This is a genomic window from Mycolicibacterium helvum (assembly GCF_010731895.1).
Classification (GTDB): Bacteria; Actinomycetota; Actinomycetes; order Mycobacteriales; family Mycobacteriaceae; genus Mycobacterium; species Mycobacterium helvum.
The window spans coordinates 5,273,775-5,298,902 of sequence record NZ_AP022596.1 but is presented as its reverse complement, the minus strand read 5'-3'; the positions used below and the strand labels follow the sequence as shown (position 1 = coordinate 5,298,902).

Genomic DNA, 25,128 nt, shown 5'->3' with positions numbered 1-25,128 from the left:
GTCCACACGCATACGAACGGTGGCCCCTGGGTGCAGCTAGCTATTGCGAGTCATGACGTTGGTTACGGCGGTCGGATCGCGGTGACTTAGCAGGAAGTCGTTGAGACGGCGGGTTGGCGCTGACAGGCTGGTGGTGCCCCATGCCAGTGCGATTGTGCGCGTGTAGTGCGGACCGGCGAGTGGGATCTCGGCGATACCTGTGGGTGTGCGGTCATCGTGAGGTAGCAGTGCGATGCCGAGGTTTCGGCTGATGAGTTCGCGGATGGTTGCGAACTCGGTGACTTCGATAGCAACGTCTGGGTCGTATCCGGCCTCGCGGCACCAGGTTTCGGTGAGTTGGCGCAGGTTGTAGCTGGGCGGGTTGGCGATGAACGTTTCGCCTTCGAGAGCGTCGAGTTGCAGTTCACCCGCGGCCGCGAGATGGTGGTCCTCCGGCACCGCGACATAGATTCTTTGGGCGCCGATGGTGATGTGGTGGAGGCGCGTAGGTGCGGGGATGACGACGGCTAGATCCAGGTCGCCGGCCAGCAGGTCCGTTTCGAGTTCGGATCCGTGGGCCTGCTTGAGCTGCACCCGAATTCCTGGGTGGTGGTATCGAAAAGATGCGAGTAGGTCGGGGATGTGTCCGGATCCCATGGTCAGCGGGAAGCCGAAGCGCACAGTGCCGTGATCGGGGTCTGCGTCGCCAGTGGTCTCGGCGAGGATCTGGTCCAGTTCGTCGAGTGGACCACGGGCCCGCAACGCCAGATGTTGCGCCTCGCGTGTGAGTCGAACCGTTCGGCCATTGTGGATCAGCAGCGGAACACGCAGCGTGGCCTGCAGGGCGTTGATACGCCGGCTCATCGATGACTGCGGAATATCGAGGCTGGCTGCCGCTTGCGTCATGTGGCCGTCGTGGAGGGCGAGCGCGACCAATGCCCGTAGTTGTGGCGCAAGCTGCGCACTCCATTGATCCATGATCGGATGATATCGCCCCGATCGTTCATTGGACGGAACGGATGTGCATGGCGAATCCTGGACATCACTGCAGACCAAGATCATTGATTGGCCGAAAGTTGGTGTCACATGGCCCCATCCCCCCACATCGCCGAGGACAACGTCAGTGTCGGGCAGGCCGCTGATGTCGTGTTGATCGGCGGCGGGATCATGTCCGCGACGTTGGGTTCGATGCTCGCACTACTCGAGCCCGGCTGGCGGATCGTGATGCTGGAGCGCGCCGACGCGCTGGCCACCGAAAGCAGCGCCCCGTGGAATAACGCCGGCACCGGGCATAGCGGATTCTGCGAGCTCAACTACATGCCCGACCCCAACGATGGCGCCAAACCTTCAGCGATCGCGGCCCAATTTCAGTCCAGCCGTCAATGGTGGTCTCATCTCGCTGCTAGCGGACTGCTCGACCCGGAGACATTCGTCCACACCGCCGGCCACATGGACGTGGTGTTCGGCGATCACGATGTCTGCTATCTGCGTCGCCGCTTCGAGACCCTCACCTGCGATCCGTTGTTTTCCGGCATGGAGTTCAGTGATGAACGCACCACGATCGCGCAATGGGCGCCGCTGGTCATGCAGGGGCGCGATCCCGGCGAGGTCGTCGCGGCCACTCGACATCCAGGCGGCACCGATGTCGACTTCGGCGCTCTCACCAAGGGATTAACCCGCATAATCACCTCGCGGAGTGGTGGGCAGGTCCGCTTGGGCCATGAGGTGCAAGCGCTGCACCAGGACCGTGACGGATCGTGGGTTGTATGTGGCCGCAACCAGATAGGTGACTTCACGGTGCGCGGACGGTGGGTGTTCGTCGGTGCTGGCGGTCACGCACTGCGGCTGTTACAGCGTGCACACCTCCCCGAGGTCCGCGGATACGCCGTTCTGCCCGTCGGTGCGGCATTCCTGCGATGTTCCGATCCGGCCGTGGTGAACCAGCACGACACCAAGGTCTATGGCCAAGCTGAGATGGGTGCGCCACCGATGTCGGTGCCGCACCTCGATAGACGAGTCATCGACGGCACGCCACACCTGATGTTCGGACCGTACGCAACGTTCAGCACCAGACTTCTCAAACACGGCCGGTGGACTGACTTCTTCACCACTATTCGCTGGCACAACGTGCACGTGATCGCAGCGGCGATCCTGCAAAACCTGACGCTGATCACCTACCTGCTCATTCAGCTAGCCGCTCGGCCGCGAAGGAGGTTCGCTCACCTTCGCCGCTACTACCCCCACGCCGACCCAAACCAGTGGGAACTCTTCGCGGCAGGACAACGAGCGCAACTGATCACCCCCGACCGCCGCCGTATCGGGGTCATCCAACAGGGCACCGAACTCGTCGTCAGCGCCGACGGATCCATCGCCGGTCTCCTCGGCGCATCCCCTGGGGCATCGACCGCTGTACCGAGCATGATCGACCTCCTGCAACGCTGCTTTCCCAACGACTGGCGTACCTCATGGAGCGCAGAAATGGCCATGGCTATACCCGCCCTCACCATCAGCCGCTGGGACACAACAGCAGTAGACGAGTCGGATCGGATGACCACCCCTGCTCTGCACCTGAACATCAACGAGGGCTGATCGGTGACACATGCCAATGCGCAACTGAGATAGGCAGTCCACCGCCGATCGACCCAGCCGCACGGTCCACGTGGACGTCGAAAGGTCGGTCACATTTCCTCTAGGTCCGGCCCTGGACGCCAGAGCAATGCCATTGGCGTCTGGCACCACCGTCGTGGCCTCCTGCTGCTGGCCGACGATGACCGGACACTCGGCCAGATCCAATACGCAGCCAGGCTTTGCGCAGCGATCGTCGACCGCCTCACCTTCGGCGGAACCACCATCGAAACCGGGACTGCCGCATAACGTATGGGTCACACCCGCGACCACGCCATGCGAAAACCCACTCTAGAAAGCGGCGAGTCGGCTTCAACTGCGGACAGCGCTTAACAGCGTGGCGAGTTCCTGCAGGGAGTCCACACGCAGATCAGCAAGCGCCGCTTCATCTTTGAGGGCGTGAATATGGCCCCACGGCCCGCGCCGGACAAACACCGTGCGCATCCCGACCGCCCGGGCCGGCAGGACGTCATTGTCGAGGCGGTCACCCACATACAAAATGCTCTCAGCAGGAACGCGCGCTTCGGCGATCAGCCGGACGAAGAACTCGGGATCTGGCTTAGCCACACCCCACGTCATCGAGGAAGCGACGAAGTCAGCCTCCAGTCCGGCCGCTACGAGCACCTGCTCGACGGTCGCAGGCTGGTTACCGGCGACGCCGACGGTCAACCCCACCCGGCGCGCAGCCGCGACACATTCCAGAGCATCGGGATACAGATCACCATGAACTGGGTCCAGACCAACTACGGGGCGGTCGACACCGAGAATATCCCAGAGATCGTGATGACCTCTGCCAGTGGCGATCACGGCTCCCAGCACACCACTCAAAGTCAACGGCGTCACGCCCAGCCGCTGCGCAAGCTCGGCCCATATCCGAGTTTCATCGACCAACGTCTCACCGACGTCGAACGCCACGCATCGGATCTGCGACAAGAACCCTGAGCCCACCGATCCAGGATTTCACACCAGCTGCGGCCCACCGGACGAAGCGACTGCTAACGCTAGCCACCTCCCAGCCTGACGGATCGTGCCGTCCGCCCGTTCGTCGCTGTCGACTCATTCAACCGAGACGTGTCGGTCAGCAAGGTGAACGGCCCCGGGGGCGACACCCGCGTCGAGCGAGCTCAAGATCGAAGGCTGGCCGGCAGCAGTGCGCGTTCGTAGCGGACTTCGTACACAACGTCGTCGCCGATGTTGTCGGTCCGCTGGGTCCCCTGCCACCGCCATCCCAAGGATTCGTAGAAGCGGCGGGCGCGGGCGTTGCCAGAGAGCACCCAAAGACACGCGGCGCCAAGACCTTGACGGCGGAGGTGCTCGCATCCGGCGGCCATCAAGTGGCGCCCGACTCCGGTGCCCCATCTGGCTGGGTCGACGTAGATCGCCCAGATCTCCCCATCCCCTTGCCGGTCGTCGTCTCGGCTTAGGCCGGTAGTGACGTGCCCACATATCGTGTCACCGTCTACGGCCACCTGCGTGAAAGGGCCTTCGCGTTTCATCTGATCGAAGCCGTAGCCTTGGGCCCTGTCCTCCGGGCGTAGGGCATCGAGGTATCCCTGCGAGATGAGTCCCCGATAGCCCACTTGCCATGAGCGGACATGCGCCTGCGCCACACCCATCGCATCCTGCGCTGTCGCCTGTCTAACCTCAATCATGCCGACCCCGGATCGTGTTTCGTCACACTGCATGCCCCCACACCCATGGATTGAGCCTGAGCACCTAACTCTGGCAGCGCAATCGCCGGCCCGCCGCGTGCCCACAACGATCGAACTTGGAGATTATCAGTCGATTCCGATGAGATCGACGGGTTTACTCAACGGTACGGACGACTCCGACCGGCTTATCGAATTACAACTCGACTCAAGGTCATATGACCGCTGTCCCCGTTCTGGACGGAGACCAAGGCCCTCAACGTGTGGCTCCGTCGTGTCGCGCGTGTAGGTGGGCATGAAACCTCTGCGCGCCAGGATACTTCTCGCCCAGGGCGGTGACGGTGAATCCGATGGCACGGTAGAACCCGACCCCCTCGACGTCGGTCTCTGCAATCAACGGCAGCACGGTAGCAGCGTCCAAAAGTACCTCGGCCGTCTCCGATCAGAAACTGCCAACGCCGATCCGGCATATCCCAGGACATAACTCGACCGTCGCACACCGAGGCCGAGGACGTCGACCGAGTTAAGGCTCAGCTTCGCGTTTGGATGCTGAACGAGTTCCGGGAGCGTGTCAACGGAGGTCTTTGACCATCGCGATCCCGAGCGGGCCGTTGCCCTGGCCCACCACCCGGAATCCCGTGCGCTCGTAGAGACGCTTGGCGGGATTCCGTACGTGGACGTTGGTGCACATCGTGTCGAAATCTCTTGCAAGATCGGCGAACAGCGCGGCCAGGAGCAAGCCGCCTATTCCAGCTCCGCGCCACTCGGGCGCGACAGCGATGCACAGTTCCGGCAACGGCACGCCGGCCGCATCAGAACGCAGCGGCGGACTGCTGTGGTAGGTCCACACCGCGCCGACGGGTACACCGCCCTCATCCTCAGCGATGATCGGCACGACTTGAGAAGGCGGGAGCATCTCGAGCACTTCATCGTCGTCCGGGTCAGGAAGGGGCCAGTCTTCAATGACACACGCATGACGCGCCATCTCGACGACGAAGGCATCGTCGCCAGGGGTCGCCGCGCGCAGCAGCACGGCGGGCTTAGCTGTCATGTGCAGATTGTTGCAGCCGATTCACCCGCAGCGCTGCTGAAGACACCAGGTCGGGCGTGCTGATCAGGTGATGAGACAGCCATCAGCGATGCCGACCAGAGTAGAACGGGCCAACGCGTTGTTTCAGCAATGGCGAGCTCTGCGACGGGAGGGCATCCTGAGATGGTGGATGTCGGTGACCGGATCGCGCAGGTGTATGCGCAGTTTGCCGACCAGCAGGCCCGTGGCAGCTCGCCAAGCCTGGAGTCGTGGGCGCGCACCGTCGTCGAGGATTCAGCAGTCCTCAGCCGGTTGGCCAGACTGCCACAAGCCAAGAGGCAACCGAACTTGGTGTTCGCCTGTCTACGTTGGCACGGTGCGCAACCCGGGAACGCGGATTCCCTACGTGAAGGCGTCCTGGCACACTGGGACCGGCTACGCACCACAATTCTGAAGCGTTCCACCCAAACCAACGAGCCCGCACGATGCGCCGTCTTGCTTCCTCTCGTGCATCAGATACCGGGACCGATCGCCCTGATCGAGATCGGTGCCGCCGCTGGGCTGTGCCTCATTCCCGACCAATACAGTTATCGTTATTCCGACGGCACCATCGTGCACCCACCCACCGGGCCCTCATCGGTCGTCATCGATTGCCAGATCACCACGGGCGGCCTGCCACCGCATCTCGCCACACCCGATGTCGTGTGGCGTGCCGGATTGGACCTCAACCCACTAGACGCCTCCGATCCAGACACTGCTGCCTGGTTGACCACACTGATCTGGCCGGAGCACGACGATCGACGCGCCCGGCTCCTCGCAGCATTGAACGTGGCCGCAAACGTGTCGATCCGCACCGATCGTGGTGATCTGAGTGACGGCCTGACCGCCCTCCTGGCAGAGGTACCCACCGGGGCGACCGCCGTCATTCAGCACTCCGCGACCCTGGCCTATCTATCAGCAGAAGACCGACTTCAGACTGCTACGACGATTGCTGACAGTGGTGCTCGCTGGATCAGCTTTGAGGGCCGCGGCGTGATCACCTTCGCTTCTGGCGTTCCCGAATCATCCAGTCCTGATGATCTTTTCATCGCCGCCCTTGATCGCACGCCTATGGCCACGTCATCCGGCCATGGCGGCACCATGGCCATCCTGGGCTCGCCACAGCCCTAAATGGGTTCCACCCCAGGCCTGGTGTCAACACCAGATTGAACTTGACCCCTGCACCGACGGGATATGCATTGACCCCTTCTGTCGAGTTTGAAGGTGAGGGCGAAGGAGCCGTGCACCACCGCCCTCATTGCCCCAACTGCCCGGTCCGGAAGCCGAAAGCCGCCCACCGCAGTATGTCTCGTCGACGTCAACGACAACACTCACCGGCAAACTCAAGCCTCGGTGGAGCTGTCCACGACCGGGACGGTTCCAGCGCGCACTGCCTCGGCAATCGATCTCTTGAGTGCCGAACAAGCTAGAAACAGACCTCGTCCGCCATTTCCGACTAATTGCACGGCCGTACACCGCTCTTCACATCGATCCAACGCGGGGCCGCTCCACTGCACGCTGGTCTGGTTCCAGCTGCTTTTCCGCACGTGCACACCAGCTCCGCAGCGCGCGCAAACAACCGGGACCATCGGGGCGTCGTCGAGACGGTTGTCTGGACGCACAGTCATCGTCACCCCACCGGTCCGGACGCCGAGGACCTGGCCGCGATATTGGCCTCCACTTCCTTCATCCACGCTGCGGTCGGTTGGGTGGTGTCAAGCTCGAATTCGAAGCGGTCCACCATGTCTGGCGTGACATCGGCGATGTTGACATAGAACTGCTCGTACCAGCGTCGCAGCTGATACACCGGCCCGTCCTCTTCCACCAGTAGCGGGTTGTCGATACGGGTCTTGTTGCGCCAGATCTCGACATCCTGCTCGAAGCCCATCCTGACGAAGTCACCGAGACCTATCGCCGTTTGCATGGCCAGGTCATCAGGCAACTCAGCCGACTTCTTCACGATGATTCCATATTGCAGCACAAAGGAATTAGCGTCGATGGGATAGTGGCAGTTGATCAGCACGGTGTGGTGATCAACGTCGGTGTAATGGTAGGTCAAATCGTCGATCATGAACGACGGGCCATAGTAAGACGCCACCGATGTCGTCCCCAACATCTGAGTTTCGCCAGGTTCCCCGATATCGGGACGGCCGGCGCTGTTCATATACTGCGTCGCCACTTGGCCCTCGAAAATGTTCTTGAAGTGCGTTGGCAGCGATCCGTGAATGTAGAAGAAGTGGGCCATATCCACGACGTTGTCGATGATCTCGCGACAGTTCGTATTAACCACCGTGGTGTACCAATGCCAGTCGGTCCACTCGTCGCTCGTCGCACCCGCGATACGTGGGATGGTCACGTCGTCTGACGGCGCGTTCCGTTCGGGGTCATTCCAGACGAACAACATGCCGTCCTGCTGCAGCGTGGGCCACGACGCGGTGCGCGCCAGCCGGGGTGTCCGCTTGCTGTAGGGCACCGACTTGCACCGGCCGTCGCCGCCCCAACGCCAGTCATGGAACGGGCATGCGATCTCGTTGCCCTTGACCGTCCCCTGCGACAAATCGCCGCCCATGTGCCGGCAGTATCCGTCGAGCACGTTGATGGCACCGTCCTCGCCGCGAAACACCACAAGCTTCTGGCCGAAGGCGTTGATTTGGTGTGGCTTTCCGTCTCCGAAATCGCGAACCAAACCCAGGCAATGCCATCCCCGGGCAAACCGGGTGGGCACCGAACCGGCCTCGATCAGCCGAACTTCGTCGGCCTCGGAATGCGTCGTCATTGTGCGTCCGTCCTTCGATCGATGGATACGCGGGCTGATACCCATTGAACTGCGCTTGATGGCCCCACAGAGGTCCGCGTTCCGCTCAAAGGGATGCTGGAATCGAAATCTTCACGGACCGCCCTATCGTCGGCAATCGTGACCGCCACCAGCCACGACACTGTGCCCGCCGGACTGACCATCGCAGACACCGAAGTGGACCTTCTGGTCGTCGGGTCGGGCACCGGGCTCGCTGCGGCGCTGGCCGCCCACGAGCTGGGGCTGTCCGTTCTTGTCGTCGAGAAGTCTTCCCACGTCGGCGGGTCGACAGCCCGATCCGGTGGCGCCCTGTGGCTGCCGTCGAGCTCGGTGATCGAGGAATGCGGTGGTGTTGACTCCGCGACCCGGGCGCAGACGTACCTTGACGGTGTCGTTGGCGGTTCGGCCCCACCGGAGCGTTCGACGGCCTATCTCGCAGGCCTGCCGGCGACTGTCGACATGCTCCGCCGCACCACACCGATGAAGCTGTTCTGGGCCAAGGAATACTCCGACTACCACCCCGAGGTGCCGGGTGGTTCAGCTGCTGGACGCACCTGCGAATGCCGGCCGCTGGACACGGCGATTCTTGGCCCCTACCTGCCCGATCTACGTCCCGGCATCATGGAGGCCAGCTTCCCGATGCCGACCACCGGCGCGGACTACCGATGGATGAACCTCATGAGTCGGGTGCCCCGCAAGGGCCTGCCCACTATCGCCAAGCGGCTTGCGCAGGGTGTTGGGGGCCTCGCCCTCGGGAGGCGCTATGCCGCCGGCGGTCAGGCACTGGCCGCCGGTCTGTTCGCCGGTGCCATTCGCGCCGGGATCCCGATCTGGTTGCGCACCGCCTTGACCGAGTTGATCACCGACGGATCCAACGTCACCGGAGCCGTCGTCGAACACCTGGGTAAGACCGTCACCGTCACAGCGCGGCGCGGCGTCGTACTCGCCGCCGGCGGCTTCGACCACAGCATGGATATGCGGTGGAAGTTCCAATCCGAAAGCCTGGCAAGCAATCTCAGCCTCGGGGCAGAGTCCAATACCGGTGATGCGATTCGGATCGGCCAAGATGTCGGTGCAGACATTGCACTGATGGATCAATCGTGGTGGTTCCCCGCCGTCGCGCCACTGCCAGGCGCGGCCCCCGCTGTGATGCTGGCTGAGCGGTCACTGCCCGGTTCGTTCATCGTTGACCAGAACGGTCAGCGGTTTGCCAACGAATCGTCCGACTACATGAGCTTCGGACAGCGAGTTCTCCAACTCGAAGCGGCGGGAACGCCGGTGGACACCATGTGGATCGTTTTCGACCAGCAGTACCGCAACAGCTATGTCTTTGCCGCTGAACTGTTCCCCCGGATGGCCATCCCCCGAAGATGGTATGAGGCAGGAATCGCTGTTCGAGCAGATGATTTCAGTGAGCTCGCTGCCGCAATGGGGGTTCCCGTCGATGCTTTCTGCGCGACCACGGCGCGATTCAATGAGAACGCCTTCGCCGGCGAGGATCCCGACTTCCAACGGGGCCGAAGCGCATACGACCGCTATTACGGCGATCCCACGGTCACGCCCAACCCGAACCTGCGGCCGCTGGTCAAAGGGCCGTTCTATGCCGTCAAGATGGTGCTGAGTGACTTAGGCACCTGCGGTGGTCTGCGCGCCGATGAGCGGGCCCGCGTGCTCCGTGAGGACGGCACCGTCATCACCGGGCTGTACGCGATAGGTAACACGGCTGCCAACGCCTTCGGAAACACCTATCCCGGTGCTGGTGCGACCATCGCGCAAGGATTGGTGTACGGCTACATCGCCGCCCTCGACGCGGCGAACCCTTCGTAGTCAGTCGACGTCTTCAGCGTCGGCCTTGCGCTCGATCTCGTACCAATACGCGGGATCCGGCCACGGGATCTTCGCGCCCTCACCGACTTTCGGAAAGTTCGCCTCTGCCTCATCGAGGTCTTTGATCATCTTCAAGGTGAGCTCGCGCTCGGACGCGTAGTAGCGCTGCGCCCAGTCCAGAGCGACCTTGGCGTAGGCCCATGACGGATCTGCTGCGGCCCACCGTGCTTCTTTGGCGGCACTGCGTTGCATATCGTCGATATACGCGATGTGGTCTTGCAGCATCTGCTTGAGCGCAGCGGGATCGCTCAGATGGCCCAATGTCACCCGCAAGATCGCCGGGTGTTTCAGTGAAGGCGGCTCCAGCGGGGCTTCCCGCGCCCACCGGGTTACGGCTTCCATACCCGTTTGGGTGATCTTGTAGAGGCGGCGGTTGCGCGTGCCGGTGCCATCCAGTCGCGAGGTGAGCAGACCCATCTTTTCCAGCTTTTTCAGCTCGGAATAGATCTGGCTGAACGCCGGGCTGCCGTAGTAGTACCGCATGCTCCAGTCGATCCACTTGCGAATGTCATAACCCGACAGCTCCGTGTCGTAGGAGAGCATCCCGAGCAGCGCCCAGCCCGTCGCAGACAGCGGCAGCGTGGTCGCAGGCTCTGGTTCGGTCACGGATTGAGGGTATCAACCCAGGTCACGCGGTTTCGCTTGTACCAACCGCTGGCCGGGACGCCGCATTGCATAGGGACCGGTACCGCTTGGAACCTTGGAGTATGCACCCCGAGGCGCTTTACGTGTCGCTCACCGACTCCGTTCGCCGGCTGGTCGATGTCACCATCCGCAGTCAATCCAATACCGACAGGATCGCGTCAGCAAAAGCGAAAATCGACGCCGCGGCCGACGAATTGAGCGAAACCCTGATCCCTGGGTCTTTTGGCGTTCAACAGGGCAGCGACGGGCGGCCTCGCGCGTGGGGTAACGCTGTCATTGGATTGCGCAACGCCCTGGCTCCCCCTCTCGTCGTGCACCATGAAGCCGACGGCAGTGTCTGGGCCGACGTCACGCTGGGCGCGGCTTACGAAGGACCACCGGGTCATGTACACGGCGGAATCTGCGCGCTGCTTCTCGATCACGTTCTCGGCGCAACCGCACACAAACCCGGCCGCCCCGCGGTCACCGGGACGCTCACTCTGCGCTACGAGCTGGGGACGCGACTCGGAGATGTGCGGGCCGAAGCTCACGTCGACCGAGTCGACGGAGCCAAGACCTATGCCGTCGGGCACCTCAGTACCGCGGACGGCGTCACCGTGCGCGCGGAAGGAGTCTTTATTCAACCGCGGGTGCGGTAAACGGAGGCTCTCGCTGACAGCGTCCTTGGTGCCGTGCTGGACACCGCGGCACCCCGCTGATAGGACAGGCACATGCCGCTCGCTCGAACCGCCGATCTGATCGCCACCGCTTACCGCGAGGGATCAGGAATACTCGCTTGCAACGTCATCATGCTCGAACACGCCGAAGCCATTGTCGCCGGAGCCGAACATGTTGGTAGGCCGGTGATCCTGCAACTGAGCGAGAACGCCGTCAGATTCCACTACGGCAGGCTGCAGCCGATCGCCGCGGCGGCCAGCGCCGTCGCCGCAGCGGCGGCAATCGACGTCGCGGTTCATCTTGACCATGTCGAAGATGAGCAGCTCCTGCGCGCGTGCGCCGGCACCGGCGTTTCGTCCGTCATGTTCGATGCATCCGCCCTGGACTATTCCGGCAACGTCGCTGCTACGAAAGCCGCAGCGCAATGGGCACATCAAGAGGGATTGTTCCTGGAGGCCGAACTCGGTGAGGTCGGCGGCAAGGATGGTGCGCATGCGCCCGGCGTGCGCACCGACCCCGACGAGGCAGCCGAGTTCGTCGCAGCCACCGGGGTTGATGCATTGGCTGTCGCGGTCGGCAGCTCCCACGCGATGTCGCAGCGTAACGCCGCCCTGGATCTTGAGCTCGTCAAGCGCCTGCGTGCCGCGATATCGGTTCCCCTTGTGCTACATGGCTCTTCAGGTGTTGCCGACACCGATCTGGGTAAGGCCGTCGAGGCGGGACTCACCAAGATCAATGTGGGCACGCTGCTCAACGTCCGGTTCACTGATGCGGTGCGCGCCTACCTGGCTGCTGACCCTCAGGTCAACGATCCTCGCCGCTACCTATCCCCCGCACGCGATGCGATCGCCGAGACGGTCGCCACGCTGATCACCGCGATCCACGGATAGTCGCGAGCCTCAGTCGTCGCCAACTTCGACGACGTGGACGTGCACCCCCGCCGCGACGATCCGCTCCAGCTGAACCGGGTCGGCGGTCGAATCTGTCACCAAGTGATCGATCTCGTTGATTGTCACCATCTTTGCGAGTGTCACCTTGCCGATCTTGGAGCCGTCGACCGCGACGACGACCTGTTGCGCGCTGGCGGCCATGGCCATCGCAGTGCGCGCTTCAGCCTCGTCGAACGTGGTCGCCCCCACCTCCGCCGACATCCCATCGGCGCCGAGGACCGCGGTTCCGACGTTGATCACCTGAAATGCGTGTTCCGACATCGGGCCAACCGCTTCCAACGAATTCGCCCGCACCAGACCGCCGGTCGCGATCACCTTCATCTGCGCGTCGACCGCGCAATCAGCGGCGATCGTCAGGGAGTTGGTGACGATCGTCATCTGGGGGCGGCCCTTCAGCGATCGTGCGACTTCGCCCGTGGTGATCCCGCCGGTCAACGCCACCGCCTGCGGACCGGCAGGCACCAGCGCGGCGGCGTGCTGGGCGATCCGCCGTTTGATGGCGATTGTCCGGTGATCGCGCAGCCGCACGGGAATTTCGCTGTCGCTGGGGTCGAGTGCCCGGGCCCCGCCGTGCGTCCGGACCAGGAGGCCTTGATCCTCGAGCTCGCTGAGGTCGCGGCGTAGCGTCGCGGCCGATACCCGCAATTCGGTGCGCAGCACCTGCGAATCGACCTCGCCGCGCTCGCGCAATAGTGACAGCACCGCACGCATCCGATCGGTGCGCCTGGTCGACACGGCATTGCCTCCTTCGTTTCGCAGGCCTGTGCGCTGGCGTCAAACGATCAGTTTTAGTGATCACTTGACGCCATTGCATTGCGCACTCTGAGCGAGCTTCCCATGATCGAGCAATGTTGCAAATGTCCGGGCAGCGAATCAGCTCGCTCGCCGACACGATCCGCAGGCACAAATCCGGCGAGGCGGTCGGCATCTATTCCGTGTGTTCGGCGCACCCCACCGTCGTCGAGGCGGCCATCGTTCAGGCCGCCGCCGACGGCAGTCATGTGCTCATCGAAGCCACCTCGAATCAGGTCGATCAGTTCGGCGGCTACACCGGACTTCGTCCGGCCGAGTTCCGCGATGTCGTTCTCGGTATCGCCGATCGCTGCGAATTCCCGCGCGAACGCATCGTGCTAGGCGGCGACCATCTCGGCCCGAACCGGTGGCAAGGCGAAACCGCCGACGCCGCAATGGCCAAGGCCGACACGCTCATCGCCGCCTACGTGGAGGCCGGCTACGCCAAGATCCACCTCGACTGCAGCATGCCTTGCGCCGACGACCCGCACGTCCTCGACGACGAGATCGTCGCCCGCCGCGCCGCCCGCCTGATGCAGGTGGCCGAGGACTGCGCGCACCGCAACGGCACCGACCTGCCGATGTACGTCATCGGCACGGAGGTGCCGGTGCCCGGTGGAGCGCACGAAACCCTTGAAACCCTGACACCTACGCCCGCGGACCGTGCGCAGCAGACGATTACCGCCCATCGCAAGGCGTTCCGGGAGGCGGGCCTCGACCACGTGTGGCCCAGGGTGATGGGATTGGTGGTCCAGCCCGGCGTCGAGTTCGATCACCTTCAGGTCATCGACTACCAACGCGATGCCACCGTGGCGCTACGGCGAATCCTCGACGAGGAGCCCCATCTGGTCTTCGAGGCTCATTCGACCGATTATCAGCGGCCCGCACAACTGCGAGAGCTCGTCGAAGACCACTGGGCCGTAATGAAAGTCGGACCGGCGCTGACCTTCGCGATGCGCGAAGCGCTCTTTGCGCTCTCCCACATCGAGAACGAACTCGTGCCGCAGCCGTCCCGGTCCAACCTGATCGATGTCATCGAGCGCCGCATGCTCGCCAACCCCGAATACTGGCAGGGCTACTACGACGGGAACCCGCAAAATCAGAGGACGGCCAGGCGGTACAGCTACAGCGACCGGCTCCGGTACTACTGGGCCGACGACGAGGTCGACGCAGCGCGCCGGAGTCTGTTGGACAACCTCGATGACGTCGGGATACCGATGCCGCTCATCAGTCAATTCCTACCCAATCAGTACGACCGGATCCGCGCCGGCGAACTCGATCCGACAGCGTCGTCGCTGGTGATCGATCGAATCCGCGACGCGATGCGGCCCTACGCCCGAGCCGTGAGTGGAGTCACCGAATGACGAAAACCATCCCCACCCAAGAAGCAGGCGGGGCAACGATTCTCGAGATCGGGCAACAGCCGGGTGTGTGGCGTGACGTTGCCCGGCACACCGACCCCGCGGTCGCGCAGTTCATCAGCGAGGTCGCCGAGCGCCCCGACCTCCGGGTCATCCTGACCGGCGCCGGAAGCTCAGCATTCATCGGTGAGATCGCGGCCGCCGCTGTGCGGCGCCATCTCGGCCGTCGCGTCGAAGCGATCCCGACCACCAGCATCGTCGCCAGCCCGCTCGATCACCTGGAGCGGCACACTCCGACACTCATGGTGTCCTTCGGCCGCTCGGGCAACAGTCCAGAAAGCCTGGCCACCACAGCCCTTGCCGACGAACTAGTCGACGACATCACACATCTCATCCTGACCTGCGATCCCGCCGGCGAACTGGGCCGGACGCACGCCGGCCGGGCCAACTCGCGCGTCGTCTACATGCCGGAACGCACCAATGACACCGGTTTCGCGATGACATCGAGCCTCACATCGATGCTGCTGACGTGCCTGCTGCTGCTCGGGCCCGGGACCGACCGCGACGTCGACGCGCTGGCCCGGGCGGCTGAGCAGGTCATCGGCCTGCAACAGGACATCGCGGCTCTCGCGCGAGCCAAGAAGCAACGGTTCTTCTATCTCGGCAGCGGACCGCTGGCGGGGCTCGCGCGCGAGTCCGCCCTGAAGATGCTGGAACTGACAGCCGGAGACGTGGTCACCTACTTCGATTCCCCGCTCGGTTTTCGGCACGGACCGAAGTCCGCACTCGACGGAGACACACTCGCCGTGGTGTACGTCTCCAGCGACCCCTACACGCGCCGCTACGACCTTGACATCGTCGCCGAGATCCGTGCCCAACTCGGCGAGGACGCCGTCACGGTGATCACCACCGCCCCCCTTCCCACCGATCTTGGTCCCGCCGTCGTGCTGCCGGGACTCGACGGCGTGGACGACGCGCTTGCCGCCCTCCCGTTTCTGGTGTTCGCCCAATACCTCGCGCTGTTCACCGCGCTCGAGCACGGCAAGACACCCGACAATCCCTTCCCCTCCGGCGAGGTCAACCGGGTCGTCCAGGGCGTCACCATCTACCCGATGACGCAGAACGGAGCATGACGTGGCCCGCTACCTCGGCGTCGACGGCGGCGGTTCGAAGACCGCCTTCGCACTCATCGACGACACCGGACACGTCATCGCCCGCGCGACCGCACCGACGTCCTACTACTTCAACGACGGCTTCGACATCGTCGAAAAGTCACTCGCGCAGGGTGTTACGGACATCTGCGGGCAAGCAGGCATCACGCCCGCCGACATCGACGCGGCCTTCTTCGGGCTTCCCGGGTACGGCGAGGCCAGCGGTGATATCGCGGCGCTCGACGCCGTGCCCGCCGGCGTGCTCAGCCACGACCGGTATAGCTGCGACAACGACATGGTCTGCGGATGGGCCGGCTCACTCGCCGGCGAGGACGGTATCAACGTCATCAGCGGAACCGGGTCGATGACCTACGGCGAGCGTCAGGGCGTCGGCCACCGTGTTGGCGGTTGGGGTGAACTCTTCGGCGACGAGGGCTCGGCGTATTGGATTGCGGCGCAGGCGCTCAACGCCTTCTCCCGGATGAGCGACGGCAGGCTGCCGAAAGGTCGGCTGCATGGATTGATGAAGGACCGCCTGGAAGTCACCGGCGATCTCGACGTCGTCAGTCTGGTGATCGACACCTGGAAGGGAAACCGCAGCAAGATCGCCGCACTGGCGACGACGGTCTGCGAGGCCGCAGCAACTGGCGACGAGGCGTCGTCGCGCATCCTGTCCGCCGCGGTCGAGGAGCTGGTCACGCTCATCGAAACGACGCGGACGCTGGTCGGGTTCACCGATCAGGAAACCGTCCCGGTGTCCTACTCGGGCGGAATGTTCTCCAACGAGGGCTTCCTGCGCCAGTTCGTCACCGCACTGCAGGCTGCTGCGGCCAAGTACGACCTGCAAACTCCCCGGCTGGACCCAGCCGTCGGCGGTGCGCTCTACGCCGCGAAACACAGCGGTCATCCGCTGAGTCCAGAAGCCGTGCAACGCCTTTCCGACGAGAACCCGACGAGGTGACGTCACATGACTAGTGCCACTACCACTACAGCCCGAACCCGCGGGTGGATCTTCTACGCCACTCTTCTCATTCTGTTCTGGGGTGTCTGGGGCGCATTCTCGGCGCTGCCGTCGTCGAAGTACGGCTATCCAGACGAGATGATCTACAGCATCTGGGCGCTGACAATGATCATTCCCGCTGCGTTCATCCTTCGCGGCAAGAGGTGGGATCGCCGCCCGGCCGCGACCATCTACGGCCTGCTCATCGGACTCACTGGCGCCGGCGGCCAGTTGATCCTGTTCCAGGCACTCACAATGGGACCGGCCTACCTCATCTTCCCGATCGTCTCAATCTCCCCGGCGATCACCGTCATCATGGCAATGGTCCTGCTGCGGGAACGCATTTCACCACTGGCAGTGGTCGGCCTGATCATGGCGCTGGCAGCCATCGTGTTGTTCACCATCACCGGCGGAGAATCGGAGAACTCGTCGGGACCCTGGCTGCTGCTGTCAGTCCTGATTTGCGCGGCCTGGGGCGTGCAGGCGTACTTCATGCGCAAGACCGCGACGATCGGGGTCAACGAAGCCACCACATTCGGATGGATGACCATCAGCGGCCTCGCGTTGATACCGGTCGCGCTCATCTCCCTCGGCGACGTACCCACCGACTTCCCCTGGCAGGCGCCTGCGCTGACCGCGGCCACCCAGGTACTCAACGCCGTCGGAGCGCTGTCTCTCGTGATGGCCCTCGCCAGGGGCAAGGCCTCGATTGTGGCGCCGACCACCAATGCGCTAGCGCCCGCACTCACAGTGATCATCTCGCTGATCGCCTACCAGACGCTGCCGACCCTCTACGGCGCGATCGGCATCGCGCTGGCACTGATCGGCTCGACGCTGATGGTCTACAGCGATGAGAAGCGAGGCGAGGCACTCTCCGAAGCCGTGGTCGGCGATCGTCCGGCGAGCACTGAAGGGCGGGCCGTGCGGTGAAACCGACCGTCGTTATCATCGGCGCGGGCAGCGTCGAGTTCACCCGAGAACTGCTCGGCGACATCCTGTCGTTCCCGGAGTTGGGGTCAACGCGGGTGGTGCTGCACGACATCGACCGCGAGCGCCTGGCGACCGCAGAGGCGATCGCCCGAGCGAGCGCCCACGCGGCCGGCGCCGATCCCGAGATCATCGCCACCCTCGACCGTCGTCGTGCCCTCGATGGCGCGAACTACGTCATCAACGTCATTCAGGTCGGCATGCACGAAGCCACCGTGCGCGACTTCGAGATACCGGCGCGCTACGGGTTGAAGCAGACGATCGGCGACACGATCGGCGTCGGCGGAATCTTCCGCGGGCTGCGGACATTCCCGGTCCTCGCTGACATCGCGCGGGACATGGCCGAGCTGTGCCCCGACGCCTGGTTGCTGAACTACACCAACCCGATGGCGATGAACGTGACGTTCCTGCACGCGGTCGCGCCACAACTGAAGGTCCTCGGCCTGTGCCATTCCGTGTACTGGACGATGGTCGGCCTGTGCGAGCTCATCGACGTGCCCTATGACGAGGTGTCGTACTGGTCGGCAGGCGTGAACCACCAGGCGTGGGTGCTGCGGTGGGAACGTGGCGGCCAGAACCTCTATCCGCTCCTCGACGAACGCATCGCCGCGGATCCCGAGCTGCGCAGGCGCGTGCGCGTCGACATGTACCGACGGTTGGGCTACTACCCCACGGAGACCAGCGAGCACAGCAGCGAATACGTCGGCTGGTATCTTCACGATCCCGCCGAGATCGAACGGCTGCGCATCAACGTGGGTGAGTACGTGTCCATCAGCGAAGCCAACCTGGCCGAATATGCGCGCGCGCGAGCAGAATTGGCAGACGCACAATCGCTTGCCATCGACACCAGCTCGACGGAATACGCACCGCAGGTCATCCACTCGCTGGAGACAGGCACGCCGCGCGTGATCTCGGCCAACGTCGTCAACGACGGGCTGATCACCAACCTGCCCAACGGGGTTGCCGTTGAAGTGCCAACACTTCTGGACGCACTCGGTGCGCACCCCATGAAGGTCGGCGATCTCCCTCCGCAGTGCGCGGCACTCAACCGGGGATTCCTCGGACCGGTGGATCTCACCGTACGAGCTGCCGTCCAGGGTGACCCACGCCTGGTGCGCGCAGCGGCGATGGTCGATCCGAACACTGCCGCGACACTGACCGTCGATCAGATTTGGAAACTGTGCGACGAGCTAACCGTCGCGCACGGTGATCTGCTGCCCCCATCTCTGCGCTCCACGTCCGCCCGAGAAATCGCCAATTAAGGAGTGTCACCGTGATTCGACGTAGGTTGTGCATCGCCCTGATCGCCGTCCTCACTGGCGTCCTCGCCGCATGTGGTGGCGGAGGCGGATCATCGGGCCCCACCGAAATCGCGGTGTGGCACGGCTACCAGGATACCGAGGGCCAGGTGTTCAAGAGCCTCGTCGACCAATACAACAAGGAACATCCAGACGTCAAGGTGTCCGAGCTGTACTCGTCGAACGACCTTGTGCTGCAAAAGGTTCTTACCGCTGTTCGCGGTAACAGCGCACCGGACATCGCGTACATGTTCGGATCATGGTCGCCGAACATCGCCAAGATCCCCTCGCTGGTCAACCTGGCCGACGAAGTGAAGAAGCCCGACTGGAAGTGGGACGACTTCTACGAGGCCGAACGCAAGGCGGCGACGGTCGGCGACAAGGTCGTCGGCGTGCCCGCACTCGTCGACAACCTGGCGATCGTCTACAACAGGAAGCTCTTCGCCGACGCCGGCGTCGCGCCGCCCTCGCCCGAGTGGACCTGGGACGACTTTCGTTCTGCGGCCGCCAAACTGACCGACCCCGCCAAGGGACAGTTCGGTTGGCTGATCCCCGCTGATGGCAGTGAAGATACGGTGTGGCACTACATTCCGATGCTCTGGGAGGCCGGTGGCGACATCCTGTCCCCGGACAACACCAAGGCCGCGTTCAACTCCGAGGCGGGCGTCAAGGCGCTGACGACACTGCAGCAGATGGCTGTGGCCGACAAGTCGCTGTACCTTGACACCACCAACGAGAACGGGCCGAAGTTGATGAACAGCGGCAAGATCGCGATGCTGGTGACTGGACCGTGGGATCTGTCTCAGCTATCCGACATCGAGTACGGAGTCCAGGTGATGCCCAGCTATCCCGGATCGAACGGCGGACATCAGACCATCGCCGGACCCGACAACTGGGTGGTGTTCAACAACGGCGACAAGCGCAAGGCCGCTGCCATCGACTTTCTGAAATGGCTCTCGGCGCCGGAACAGGTCAAGAAGTTCTCCGAGGGCACCGGGGACCTGCCGATCCGTGCCTCGGTCGGTGACGACAAGGCCGTGCTCGACGAGCTCGACAAGAACGTCCCAGGAACCGCGGCGTTCGTCGAGAACCTGAAGAATGTGAAGCAGGCGCGACCGCAAATCGAGCAGTACCCGGCGGTGTCGGAGGCGCTAGGCCAGGCGATCGTGTCTGTGATGCTCGGCAAAGACCAACCCCAGGCCGCTCTGGACACCGCAGCCCAGGCCGCTGACGCGAAGTTGGCAGAGAAGTAGGGCGTTGATGCCTGCACTACTTCGACGGCTGAGCCGCACAGATACCGTCTCGGGATGGGCGCTGGTGAGCCCGGCGGCCATCCTGATCGGGATCTTTGGGCTGCTCCCGGTGCTGATGTCGCTGCAGTTGTCGTTCCAGAAGTCCGACTTGCTCAGTGCCGAGACGCCGTGGGTGGGGTTCGACAACTACAAGAAGCTGGCCGACGATCCGGTCTTCGTCGAGGCGATCAAGCACACCATCATCTACACGGCATTGTTCGTGCCAGGCACGATGCTGGTAGGGCTGTTCGTCGCGGCGGCGCTCAACCGTTCGGTGCGGTTCATCTCGGTGTATCGGACGGCCGCGTATGTCACGATGGCGGTGTCGACGATCTCGCAAGGCATCATCTTCCTGTGGCTGACCGACCGCGACTACGGTCTGGTCAACGCCGCGTTGAACGCGGTGGGCGTCTCGTCGCAGCCGTTCCTGGCTTCCCCGTCGCAGGCGCTGTACGTGATCGTGGCGATGACGGTCTGGGGTTGGACCGGCTTCTCGGTGATCGTGTATCTCGCTGCGCTGCAGGGTGTTCCAGCGGAGCTGCATGAAGCGGCCGCCATTGACGGCGCATCCGCGTTCACTCGGTTCCGCACCATCACGGTGCCGCTGCTCGGACCGGCGAATCTGTTTCTCGTCGTCTGGCTGACGATCAACGCCCTGCAGTTGTTCGACGAGGTCTACGTGACGACACGGGGCGGTCCGTTGCGCGCCACCACCGTCATCGTCTACTACCTGTGGGACCGCGCGTTCGTGCAGTTCGACGCCGGCTACGCGGCAGCGATGGCCTACGCACTGTTCGTCGTCATCCTGATCATCACCGTCGTTCAGTTCCGGCTCGCCCGAAGGCATGTGCACTCATGAGCGACCTGCTGGCCCCCATGCGGGTCGAAACAGCCGGGCCGGAACGGACGTCTCGCTGGCGGCTGCCGTTCAGCCCGTGGCATCTGGTTCTGATTCCCTTGACGTTCATCCTGCTCGTGCCGCTGTTGTGGATGCTCGTCACGTCGTTGGAGACCGAGGGCGAGGCGAACCACTTTCCGCCAGTGCTATTTCCGCACAGCCCGCAGTTTTCGAACTACACCGATGCGTGGGATGCGGCGCCGTTCGGACACTTCTTCATCAACAGCGCGATGGTGACATCTGTCGTGTTGGTGAGCAACCTCGTGGTGTGCAGCCTGGCGGGTTACGCGTTCGCGAGGGTCCGATTCCTCGGCCGCGGAGCGCTGTTCGTCACGCTGATGGCGACGCTGATGGTGCCGTTCCAGGTCACGATGATTCCAGTTTTCCTGATCGTCAAGTGGTTCGGTGACAACGTCTGGGAGGGCCTGGGCATCGATCACATCGGCGCGCTGATGCTGCCGAACCTGGCCACGGCGTTCGGTATCTTTTTCCTGCGGCAGTTCTTCATGACAGTGCCCGTCGAGTTGGAAGAAGCCGCCCGGGTCGATGGGACGTCGCGGATCGGCGTGCTCTTCAAGATCATCCTGCCGCTGTCGTTGCCTGCACTATCGACGTTGGCAGCACTCACCGTGCTCACATCGTGGAATGACTTCCTGTGGCCGTTGATCGTCATCACCTCGCAAGATCAGATGACAATCCCGTTGGGACTCAGCTACTTCCAAGGCGCACACCACGTCAAGTGGCCGCTGCTGATGGCGGCGAACGTGATGAGCCTGCTGCCGATGCTGCTGGTGTTCATCGGGGCGCAGCGCTTCTTCGTGCAATCGGTCGCGTCGACCGGACTGAAAGGCTGAACATGGCGGAAGTCGAGTTCCGTGGCGTCACACGGTGTTACCCGGGCGGCGTCGTTGCCCTCAAGGAATTCAACCTGACTGTCGCCGACGGAGAGTTCCTGATCCTCGTCGGGCCCTCGGGGTGCGGGAAGAGCACAGCATTGAGACTGCTTGCCGGGCTGGACAAGCCGACCTCCGGGGAGATCAGGATCGGCGACACGATCGTCAATCGGCTGGCGCCCGGCGAGCGTGACATCGCCATGGTGTTCCAGAACTATGCGTTGTATCCGCACATGTCGGTTTATCGCAATCTCGCCTACGGGCTGCGGCAGCGCAAGACACCGCGCAGCGAGATCGACCGGCGGGTCCGAGAGACTGCCGCGCTGCTCGAGATCGACAAGCTGCTCGACCGTAAGCCCGGTCAGCTCTCTGGCGGTCAACGCCAGCGGGTCGCCATGGGCCGCGCGCTGGTGCGCCAACCACAGGCATTCCTGCTCGACGAACCTCTGTCGAATCTCGACGCCAAGTTACGGAACCAGGTCCGCGGGGATCTGAAGCGATTGCACCGTGAACTGCCCGTCACGTCGATCTACGTCACTCATGACCAGATCGAGGCGATGACGCTCGGCGACCGGCTGTGCGTGATGGCCGGCGGCGAGATTCAGCAGATCGGCACGCCCGATGAGATCTACAACCGTCCGGCGAACACCTTCGTCGCGGCGTTCATGGGCAGTCCCCCGATGAACCTTATTGCGGCCGAGGTGCGATCGGGAGTGCTGCACGTCGGGAACCAGGCGGTGACCGCGGTGTCGACGCCCGAGGGTCCGGTGACGGTCGGCGTTCGTCCAGAACATCTGCAGCTGCACCGCCACCACACGGACGGGCTGCTGCCCGCGCGGGTCGATTTCATCGAACCGCTCGGCAGCCATGTGCTGGTGACCGCACTCGTCGATAGCGGGGACGCGGCGACCGCCCGGGTGATCGTTCATGCACCGGCAGGCACCGACTTGCCTGCGGACAGCCGCATCGGTCTCGAGCTGCCGCCGGAACGGACCTACTTCTTCGATGCCGATACGGGTAACTCTCGGCCGAGTCGGGAGCGCATCACGCTCTGACACTCGCTCAGCGGGAGTGGTTGTTGCATCGCTCCCGGTCACCGGCAACAGTGGGTGGCAAGACACCGAGGGAGGCCGATGAGCGCGCGCAACACCCCATTCGACGAGACCGTTGACGTCATCGTGGCCGGCTCCGGAGGCGGCATCACCGGTGCGTACACAGCCGCCCGCGAGGGCCTGTCGGTGGCGCTGGTGGAGGCGACCGACTTCTTCGGCGGGACAACCGCTTATTCGGGCGGCGGCGGCATGTGGTTTCCGTGCAACCCGGTGTTGCAACGCGCTGGCAGCGACGACACTATCGAGAAGGCGTTCAACTACTTTCACTCCGTCATCGGTGACCGGACCCCGCTGGAACTGCAGGAGACCTATATTCGCCGAGGGCCCGGACTGATCGAGTACCTCGAGGCCGACGAGAACTTCATCTTCTCCGTGCTGCCATGGCCGGATTATTTCGGCAAGGCGCCCGACTCACGCGGCGACGGCATGCGCCACATCGTGGCAGCACCAATCCGCGGTGAGAAGCTTGGCCCATACGCCGGTTTCGTGCGAGGCCCCCTCGACCGCGACCGCCTCGGCACACCCGCCCCGGAAAAATTGTTCGGCGGCCGGGCCCTGATCGGCCGATTCCTCGCCGCACTGGGCGGCTATCCGGACGCTGCGCTGTACCGAAACGCTGCGTTGACCGACCTCATCACCGACGACGGCCGGGTGGTCGGCGCCATCGTGCAACGCGACGGTGGCCCGGTGCGGATCGGCGCCAGGCGCGGAGTGCTGCTGGCGGCAGGCGGATTTGAGCACAATGCCGCACTGCGGCAGTCCTACGGCGTACCGGGTACGCCCGGTGACAGCATGGGCGGCCCTGGCAGTACCGGCGCGGCGCTGGAAGCGGCGATCCGCGCCGGTGCCGCCACCGACCTGATGGATCAGGCGTGGTGGTCGCCGGGCCTGACCCACCCCGACGGTCGTTCGGCGTTCGCCCTGTGGTTCACCGGCGGCATCTTCGTCAACCAGGCCGGGCAACGATTCGTCAACGAGTCGGCGGCGTATGACCGGATCGGCCGGGAGGTCATCGCCGAGATGACGGCCGGCCGCCTCGATATCCCGTTCTGGATGGTCTACGACAATCGCGACGGCGAAGTCCCCCCGGTCAAGGCGACCAACGTCTCGATGGTGGACACCGAGAAATACCGCGCCGCCGGATTATGGCGCAGCGCAGACACTCTGGCCGAGCTGGCCGAGGCGATCGGGGTGCCCGCCGAGAGCCTGGCACAGACGGTTGCCCGCTACAACGCGATGGTCGCCGACGGTACTGACATCGATTTCGGGCGCGGTGACGAACCATACGACCGGGCCTTCTCCGGGGGCGAATCGCCGCTCGTGCCGATCGAGGCGGCACCCTTCCACGCCGCGGCCTTCGGCCTGTCCGATCTCGGGACCAAGGGTGGTCTGCGCACCGATGCCAGGGCCCGGGTGCTCGACGAGTCCGGCCAGCCGATCCCCGGCCTCTACGCGGCGGGCAACACTATGGCTGCGGTCAGCGGAACGACGTATCCGGGCGGCGGAAACCCGATTGGCGCGTCAATGTTGTTCAGCCATCTCGCGGCGCTCGACATGGCCGGTGACGTCAGGTCTGCTTGACCAACTTGAAGGGCATGTTGATGAACAGCGCCAGGCTGTGCCCACAGGCGCCCGGCTGACCGGTCGTCGAGTCCTGCCCGACCAACATGTTGGAGGACGGATCGGTCTGATCTCCGCCCGGGCTTGAGCCGTGGAACCGGATCACCTGCAAGCCCGGGGCGCTGGTGCCGTCCTGGCAGGGCATCCAGTCCTCAATGACACGCTTGACCCGCCAATCCCCGCCGGTCTGAAAGATCGGCGCCGTCCAGCCCGCGTCGCTGCTGACCGTGCCCGTGCACTCAGTGGGATAGCTGCACGTCGAGGAGATGGTCCAGGTGCTGCGGATGCTGCGCTCGTTGTGAAAGACGTCGTTGGTGGTGGCCCACTCGCCGTTGGACGTCGCGACGAACGTCCCGTTGAGCGCCCACTTGTCGTTAGCCGCGGCAGTCGCGGGGTACACGACACCGGCGACCGTCGCAGCGGTCAGCGCCGCAACGCTGATCAACGTCCGTGGTGTACGCATCCGACC

The 25,128-nt window shown here is 63.9% G+C and carries 24 protein-coding genes; 15 read left to right on the top strand and 9 right to left on the bottom strand.

Features of this window, described 5'->3' with window-relative positions; translation table 11 throughout:
- Positions 1–36: 36 nt before the first annotated feature.
- Complete coding sequence (locus G6N38_RS24890) at positions 37–957, bottom strand: LysR family transcriptional regulator (RefSeq protein ID WP_163750684.1); 921 nt, start codon at positions 955–957, stop codon at positions 37–39.
- 108 nt (positions 958–1,065) lie between these two features.
- On the opposite strand from G6N38_RS24890, the gene G6N38_RS24885 reads away from it, so the two are divergent.
- Positions 1,066–2,568, top strand: a complete 1,503-nt coding sequence (locus G6N38_RS24885) for a malate:quinone oxidoreductase (protein WP_163750682.1) — start codon at positions 1,066–1,068, stop codon at positions 2,566–2,568.
- 348 nt (positions 2,569–2,916) lie between these two features.
- On the opposite strand, the gene G6N38_RS24880 is transcribed toward G6N38_RS24885, so the two are convergent.
- The 3 genes from G6N38_RS24880 to G6N38_RS24870 all read right to left on the bottom strand — a co-directional run bounded on the left by G6N38_RS24880 (position 2,917) and on the right by G6N38_RS24870 (position 5,304).
- The gene (locus G6N38_RS24880) at positions 2,917–3,519 is read right to left on the bottom strand and encodes an HAD family hydrolase (RefSeq protein WP_246227419.1); all 603 of its coding nucleotides are present in this window, start codon (positions 3,517–3,519) and stop codon (positions 2,917–2,919) included.
- Positions 3,520–3,728: 209 nt separating this feature from the next.
- A complete protein-coding gene (locus G6N38_RS24875) occupies positions 3,729–4,256 on the bottom strand; it encodes a GNAT family N-acetyltransferase (RefSeq protein ID WP_163750680.1) in 528 nt (175 codons plus the stop codon).
- A gap of 568 nt (positions 4,257–4,824) precedes the next feature.
- Complete coding sequence (locus G6N38_RS24870) at positions 4,825–5,304, bottom strand: GNAT family N-acetyltransferase (protein WP_163750679.1); 480 nt, start codon at positions 5,302–5,304, stop codon at positions 4,825–4,827.
- Positions 5,305–5,466: 162 nt separating this feature from the next.
- Between G6N38_RS24870 and G6N38_RS24865 the strand changes: the two genes are divergently transcribed.
- Complete coding sequence (locus G6N38_RS24865) at positions 5,467–6,453, top strand: DUF2332 domain-containing protein (RefSeq protein ID WP_163750677.1); 987 nt, start codon at positions 5,467–5,469, stop codon at positions 6,451–6,453.
- A gap of 212 nt (positions 6,454–6,665) precedes the next feature.
- Here G6N38_RS24865 and G6N38_RS30840 read toward each other — a convergent pair whose 3' ends face one another.
- Both G6N38_RS30840 and G6N38_RS24860 read right to left on the bottom strand, forming a co-directional pair.
- Entirely contained in the window at positions 6,666–6,950 is a 285-nt protein-coding gene (locus tag G6N38_RS30840) for a ferredoxin (protein WP_170314183.1), read from the bottom strand.
- Between the two features lie 2 nt (positions 6,951–6,952).
- Entirely contained in the window at positions 6,953–8,098 is a 1,146-nt protein-coding gene (locus tag G6N38_RS24860; RefSeq protein ID WP_163750675.1) for a 3-ketosteroid-9-alpha-monooxygenase, oxygenase component, read from the bottom strand.
- Positions 8,099–8,236: 138 nt separating this feature from the next.
- On the opposite strand from G6N38_RS24860, the gene G6N38_RS24855 reads away from it, so the two are divergent.
- A complete protein-coding gene (locus G6N38_RS24855) occupies positions 8,237–9,943 on the top strand; it encodes a 3-ketosteroid-delta-1-dehydrogenase (RefSeq protein ID WP_246227417.1) in 1,707 nt (568 codons plus the stop codon).
- Here the strand turns inward: G6N38_RS24855 and G6N38_RS24850 are convergent, their stop codons facing one another.
- Positions 9,944–10,609 (bottom strand): PadR family transcriptional regulator, encoded by a 666-nt coding sequence (locus tag G6N38_RS24850; protein ID WP_246227415.1) that lies wholly within the window; start codon positions 10,607–10,609, stop codon positions 9,944–9,946.
- Positions 10,610–10,710: 101 nt separating this feature from the next.
- Here G6N38_RS24850 and G6N38_RS24845 point away from each other — a divergent pair, with 101 nt between their 5' ends.
- Positions 10,711–11,286 (top strand): PaaI family thioesterase, encoded by a 576-nt coding sequence (locus tag G6N38_RS24845; protein ID WP_163750666.1) that lies wholly within the window; start codon positions 10,711–10,713, stop codon positions 11,284–11,286.
- 72 nt (positions 11,287–11,358) lie between these two features.
- On the top strand, positions 11,359–12,195 hold the full coding sequence (locus G6N38_RS24840) for a class II fructose-bisphosphate aldolase (RefSeq protein ID WP_163750664.1): 837 nt from the start codon (positions 11,359–11,361) through the stop codon (positions 12,193–12,195).
- Positions 12,196–12,204: 9 nt separating this feature from the next.
- Here the strand turns inward: G6N38_RS24840 and G6N38_RS24835 are convergent, their stop codons facing one another.
- Entirely contained in the window at positions 12,205–12,990 is a 786-nt protein-coding gene (locus tag G6N38_RS24835; protein WP_163750663.1) for a DeoR/GlpR family DNA-binding transcription regulator, read from the bottom strand.
- Between the two features lie 113 nt (positions 12,991–13,103).
- Between G6N38_RS24835 and G6N38_RS24830 the strand changes: the two genes are divergently transcribed.
- The 10 genes from G6N38_RS24830 (at position 13,104) to G6N38_RS24785 (ending at position 24,620) form a co-directional block, all read left to right on the top strand.
- Positions 13,104–14,411, top strand: coding sequence for a D-tagatose-bisphosphate aldolase, class II, non-catalytic subunit (locus tag G6N38_RS24830; RefSeq protein ID WP_246227414.1), 1,308 nt, complete (start codon positions 13,104–13,106; stop codon positions 14,409–14,411).
- Positions 14,408–15,541: an SIS domain-containing protein gene (locus tag G6N38_RS24825; RefSeq protein WP_163750661.1), complete on the top strand. Its 1,134-nt coding sequence runs from the start codon at positions 14,408–14,410 to the stop codon at positions 15,539–15,541. Before G6N38_RS24830 ends, G6N38_RS24825 begins: the two co-directional genes overlap by 4 nt.
- A 1-nt stretch (position 15,542) precedes the next feature.
- A complete protein-coding gene (locus tag G6N38_RS24820) occupies positions 15,543–16,520 on the top strand; it encodes an N-acetylglucosamine kinase (protein ID WP_163750659.1) in 978 nt (325 codons plus the stop codon).
- A gap of 6 nt (positions 16,521–16,526) precedes the next feature.
- Positions 16,527–17,489 carry a DMT family transporter gene (locus tag G6N38_RS24815; RefSeq protein ID WP_163750657.1) on the top strand — a complete coding sequence of 321 codons (963 nt, stop codon included), beginning with the start codon at positions 16,527–16,529 and terminating at the stop codon, positions 17,487–17,489.
- Positions 17,486–18,808: an alpha-glucosidase/alpha-galactosidase gene (melA, locus tag G6N38_RS24810; protein ID WP_163750656.1), complete on the top strand. Its 1,323-nt coding sequence runs from the start codon at positions 17,486–17,488 to the stop codon at positions 18,806–18,808. Before G6N38_RS24815 ends, melA begins: the two co-directional genes overlap by 4 nt.
- An 11-nt stretch (positions 18,809–18,819) precedes the next feature.
- Positions 18,820–20,097 (top strand): ABC transporter substrate-binding protein, encoded by a 1,278-nt coding sequence (locus tag G6N38_RS24805; RefSeq protein WP_163750654.1) that lies wholly within the window; start codon positions 18,820–18,822, stop codon positions 20,095–20,097.
- Positions 20,098–20,104: 7 nt separating this feature from the next.
- On the top strand, positions 20,105–20,995 hold the full coding sequence (locus G6N38_RS24800) for a carbohydrate ABC transporter permease (protein WP_163750652.1): 891 nt from the start codon (positions 20,105–20,107) through the stop codon (positions 20,993–20,995).
- Positions 20,992–21,888: a carbohydrate ABC transporter permease gene (locus G6N38_RS24795; RefSeq protein WP_246227413.1), complete on the top strand. Its 897-nt coding sequence runs from the start codon at positions 20,992–20,994 to the stop codon at positions 21,886–21,888. Before G6N38_RS24800 ends, G6N38_RS24795 begins: the two co-directional genes overlap by 4 nt.
- Before the next feature lie 2 nt (positions 21,889–21,890).
- Positions 21,891–22,982 carry an ABC transporter ATP-binding protein gene (locus G6N38_RS24790; protein WP_163750651.1) on the top strand — a complete coding sequence of 364 codons (1,092 nt, stop codon included), beginning with the start codon at positions 21,891–21,893 and terminating at the stop codon, positions 22,980–22,982.
- 78 nt (positions 22,983–23,060) lie between these two features.
- The gene (locus G6N38_RS24785; protein WP_163750649.1) at positions 23,061–24,620 is read left to right on the top strand and encodes an FAD-binding protein; all 1,560 of its coding nucleotides are present in this window, start codon (positions 23,061–23,063) and stop codon (positions 24,618–24,620) included.
- Here G6N38_RS24785 and G6N38_RS24780 read toward each other — a convergent pair.
- Entirely contained in the window at positions 24,607–25,122 is a 516-nt protein-coding gene (locus tag G6N38_RS24780) for an Rv2253/PknI dimerization domain-containing protein (RefSeq protein ID WP_163750647.1), read from the bottom strand. The genes G6N38_RS24785 and G6N38_RS24780 overlap by 14 nt on opposite strands.
- Positions 25,123–25,128: the final 6 nt, after the last annotated feature.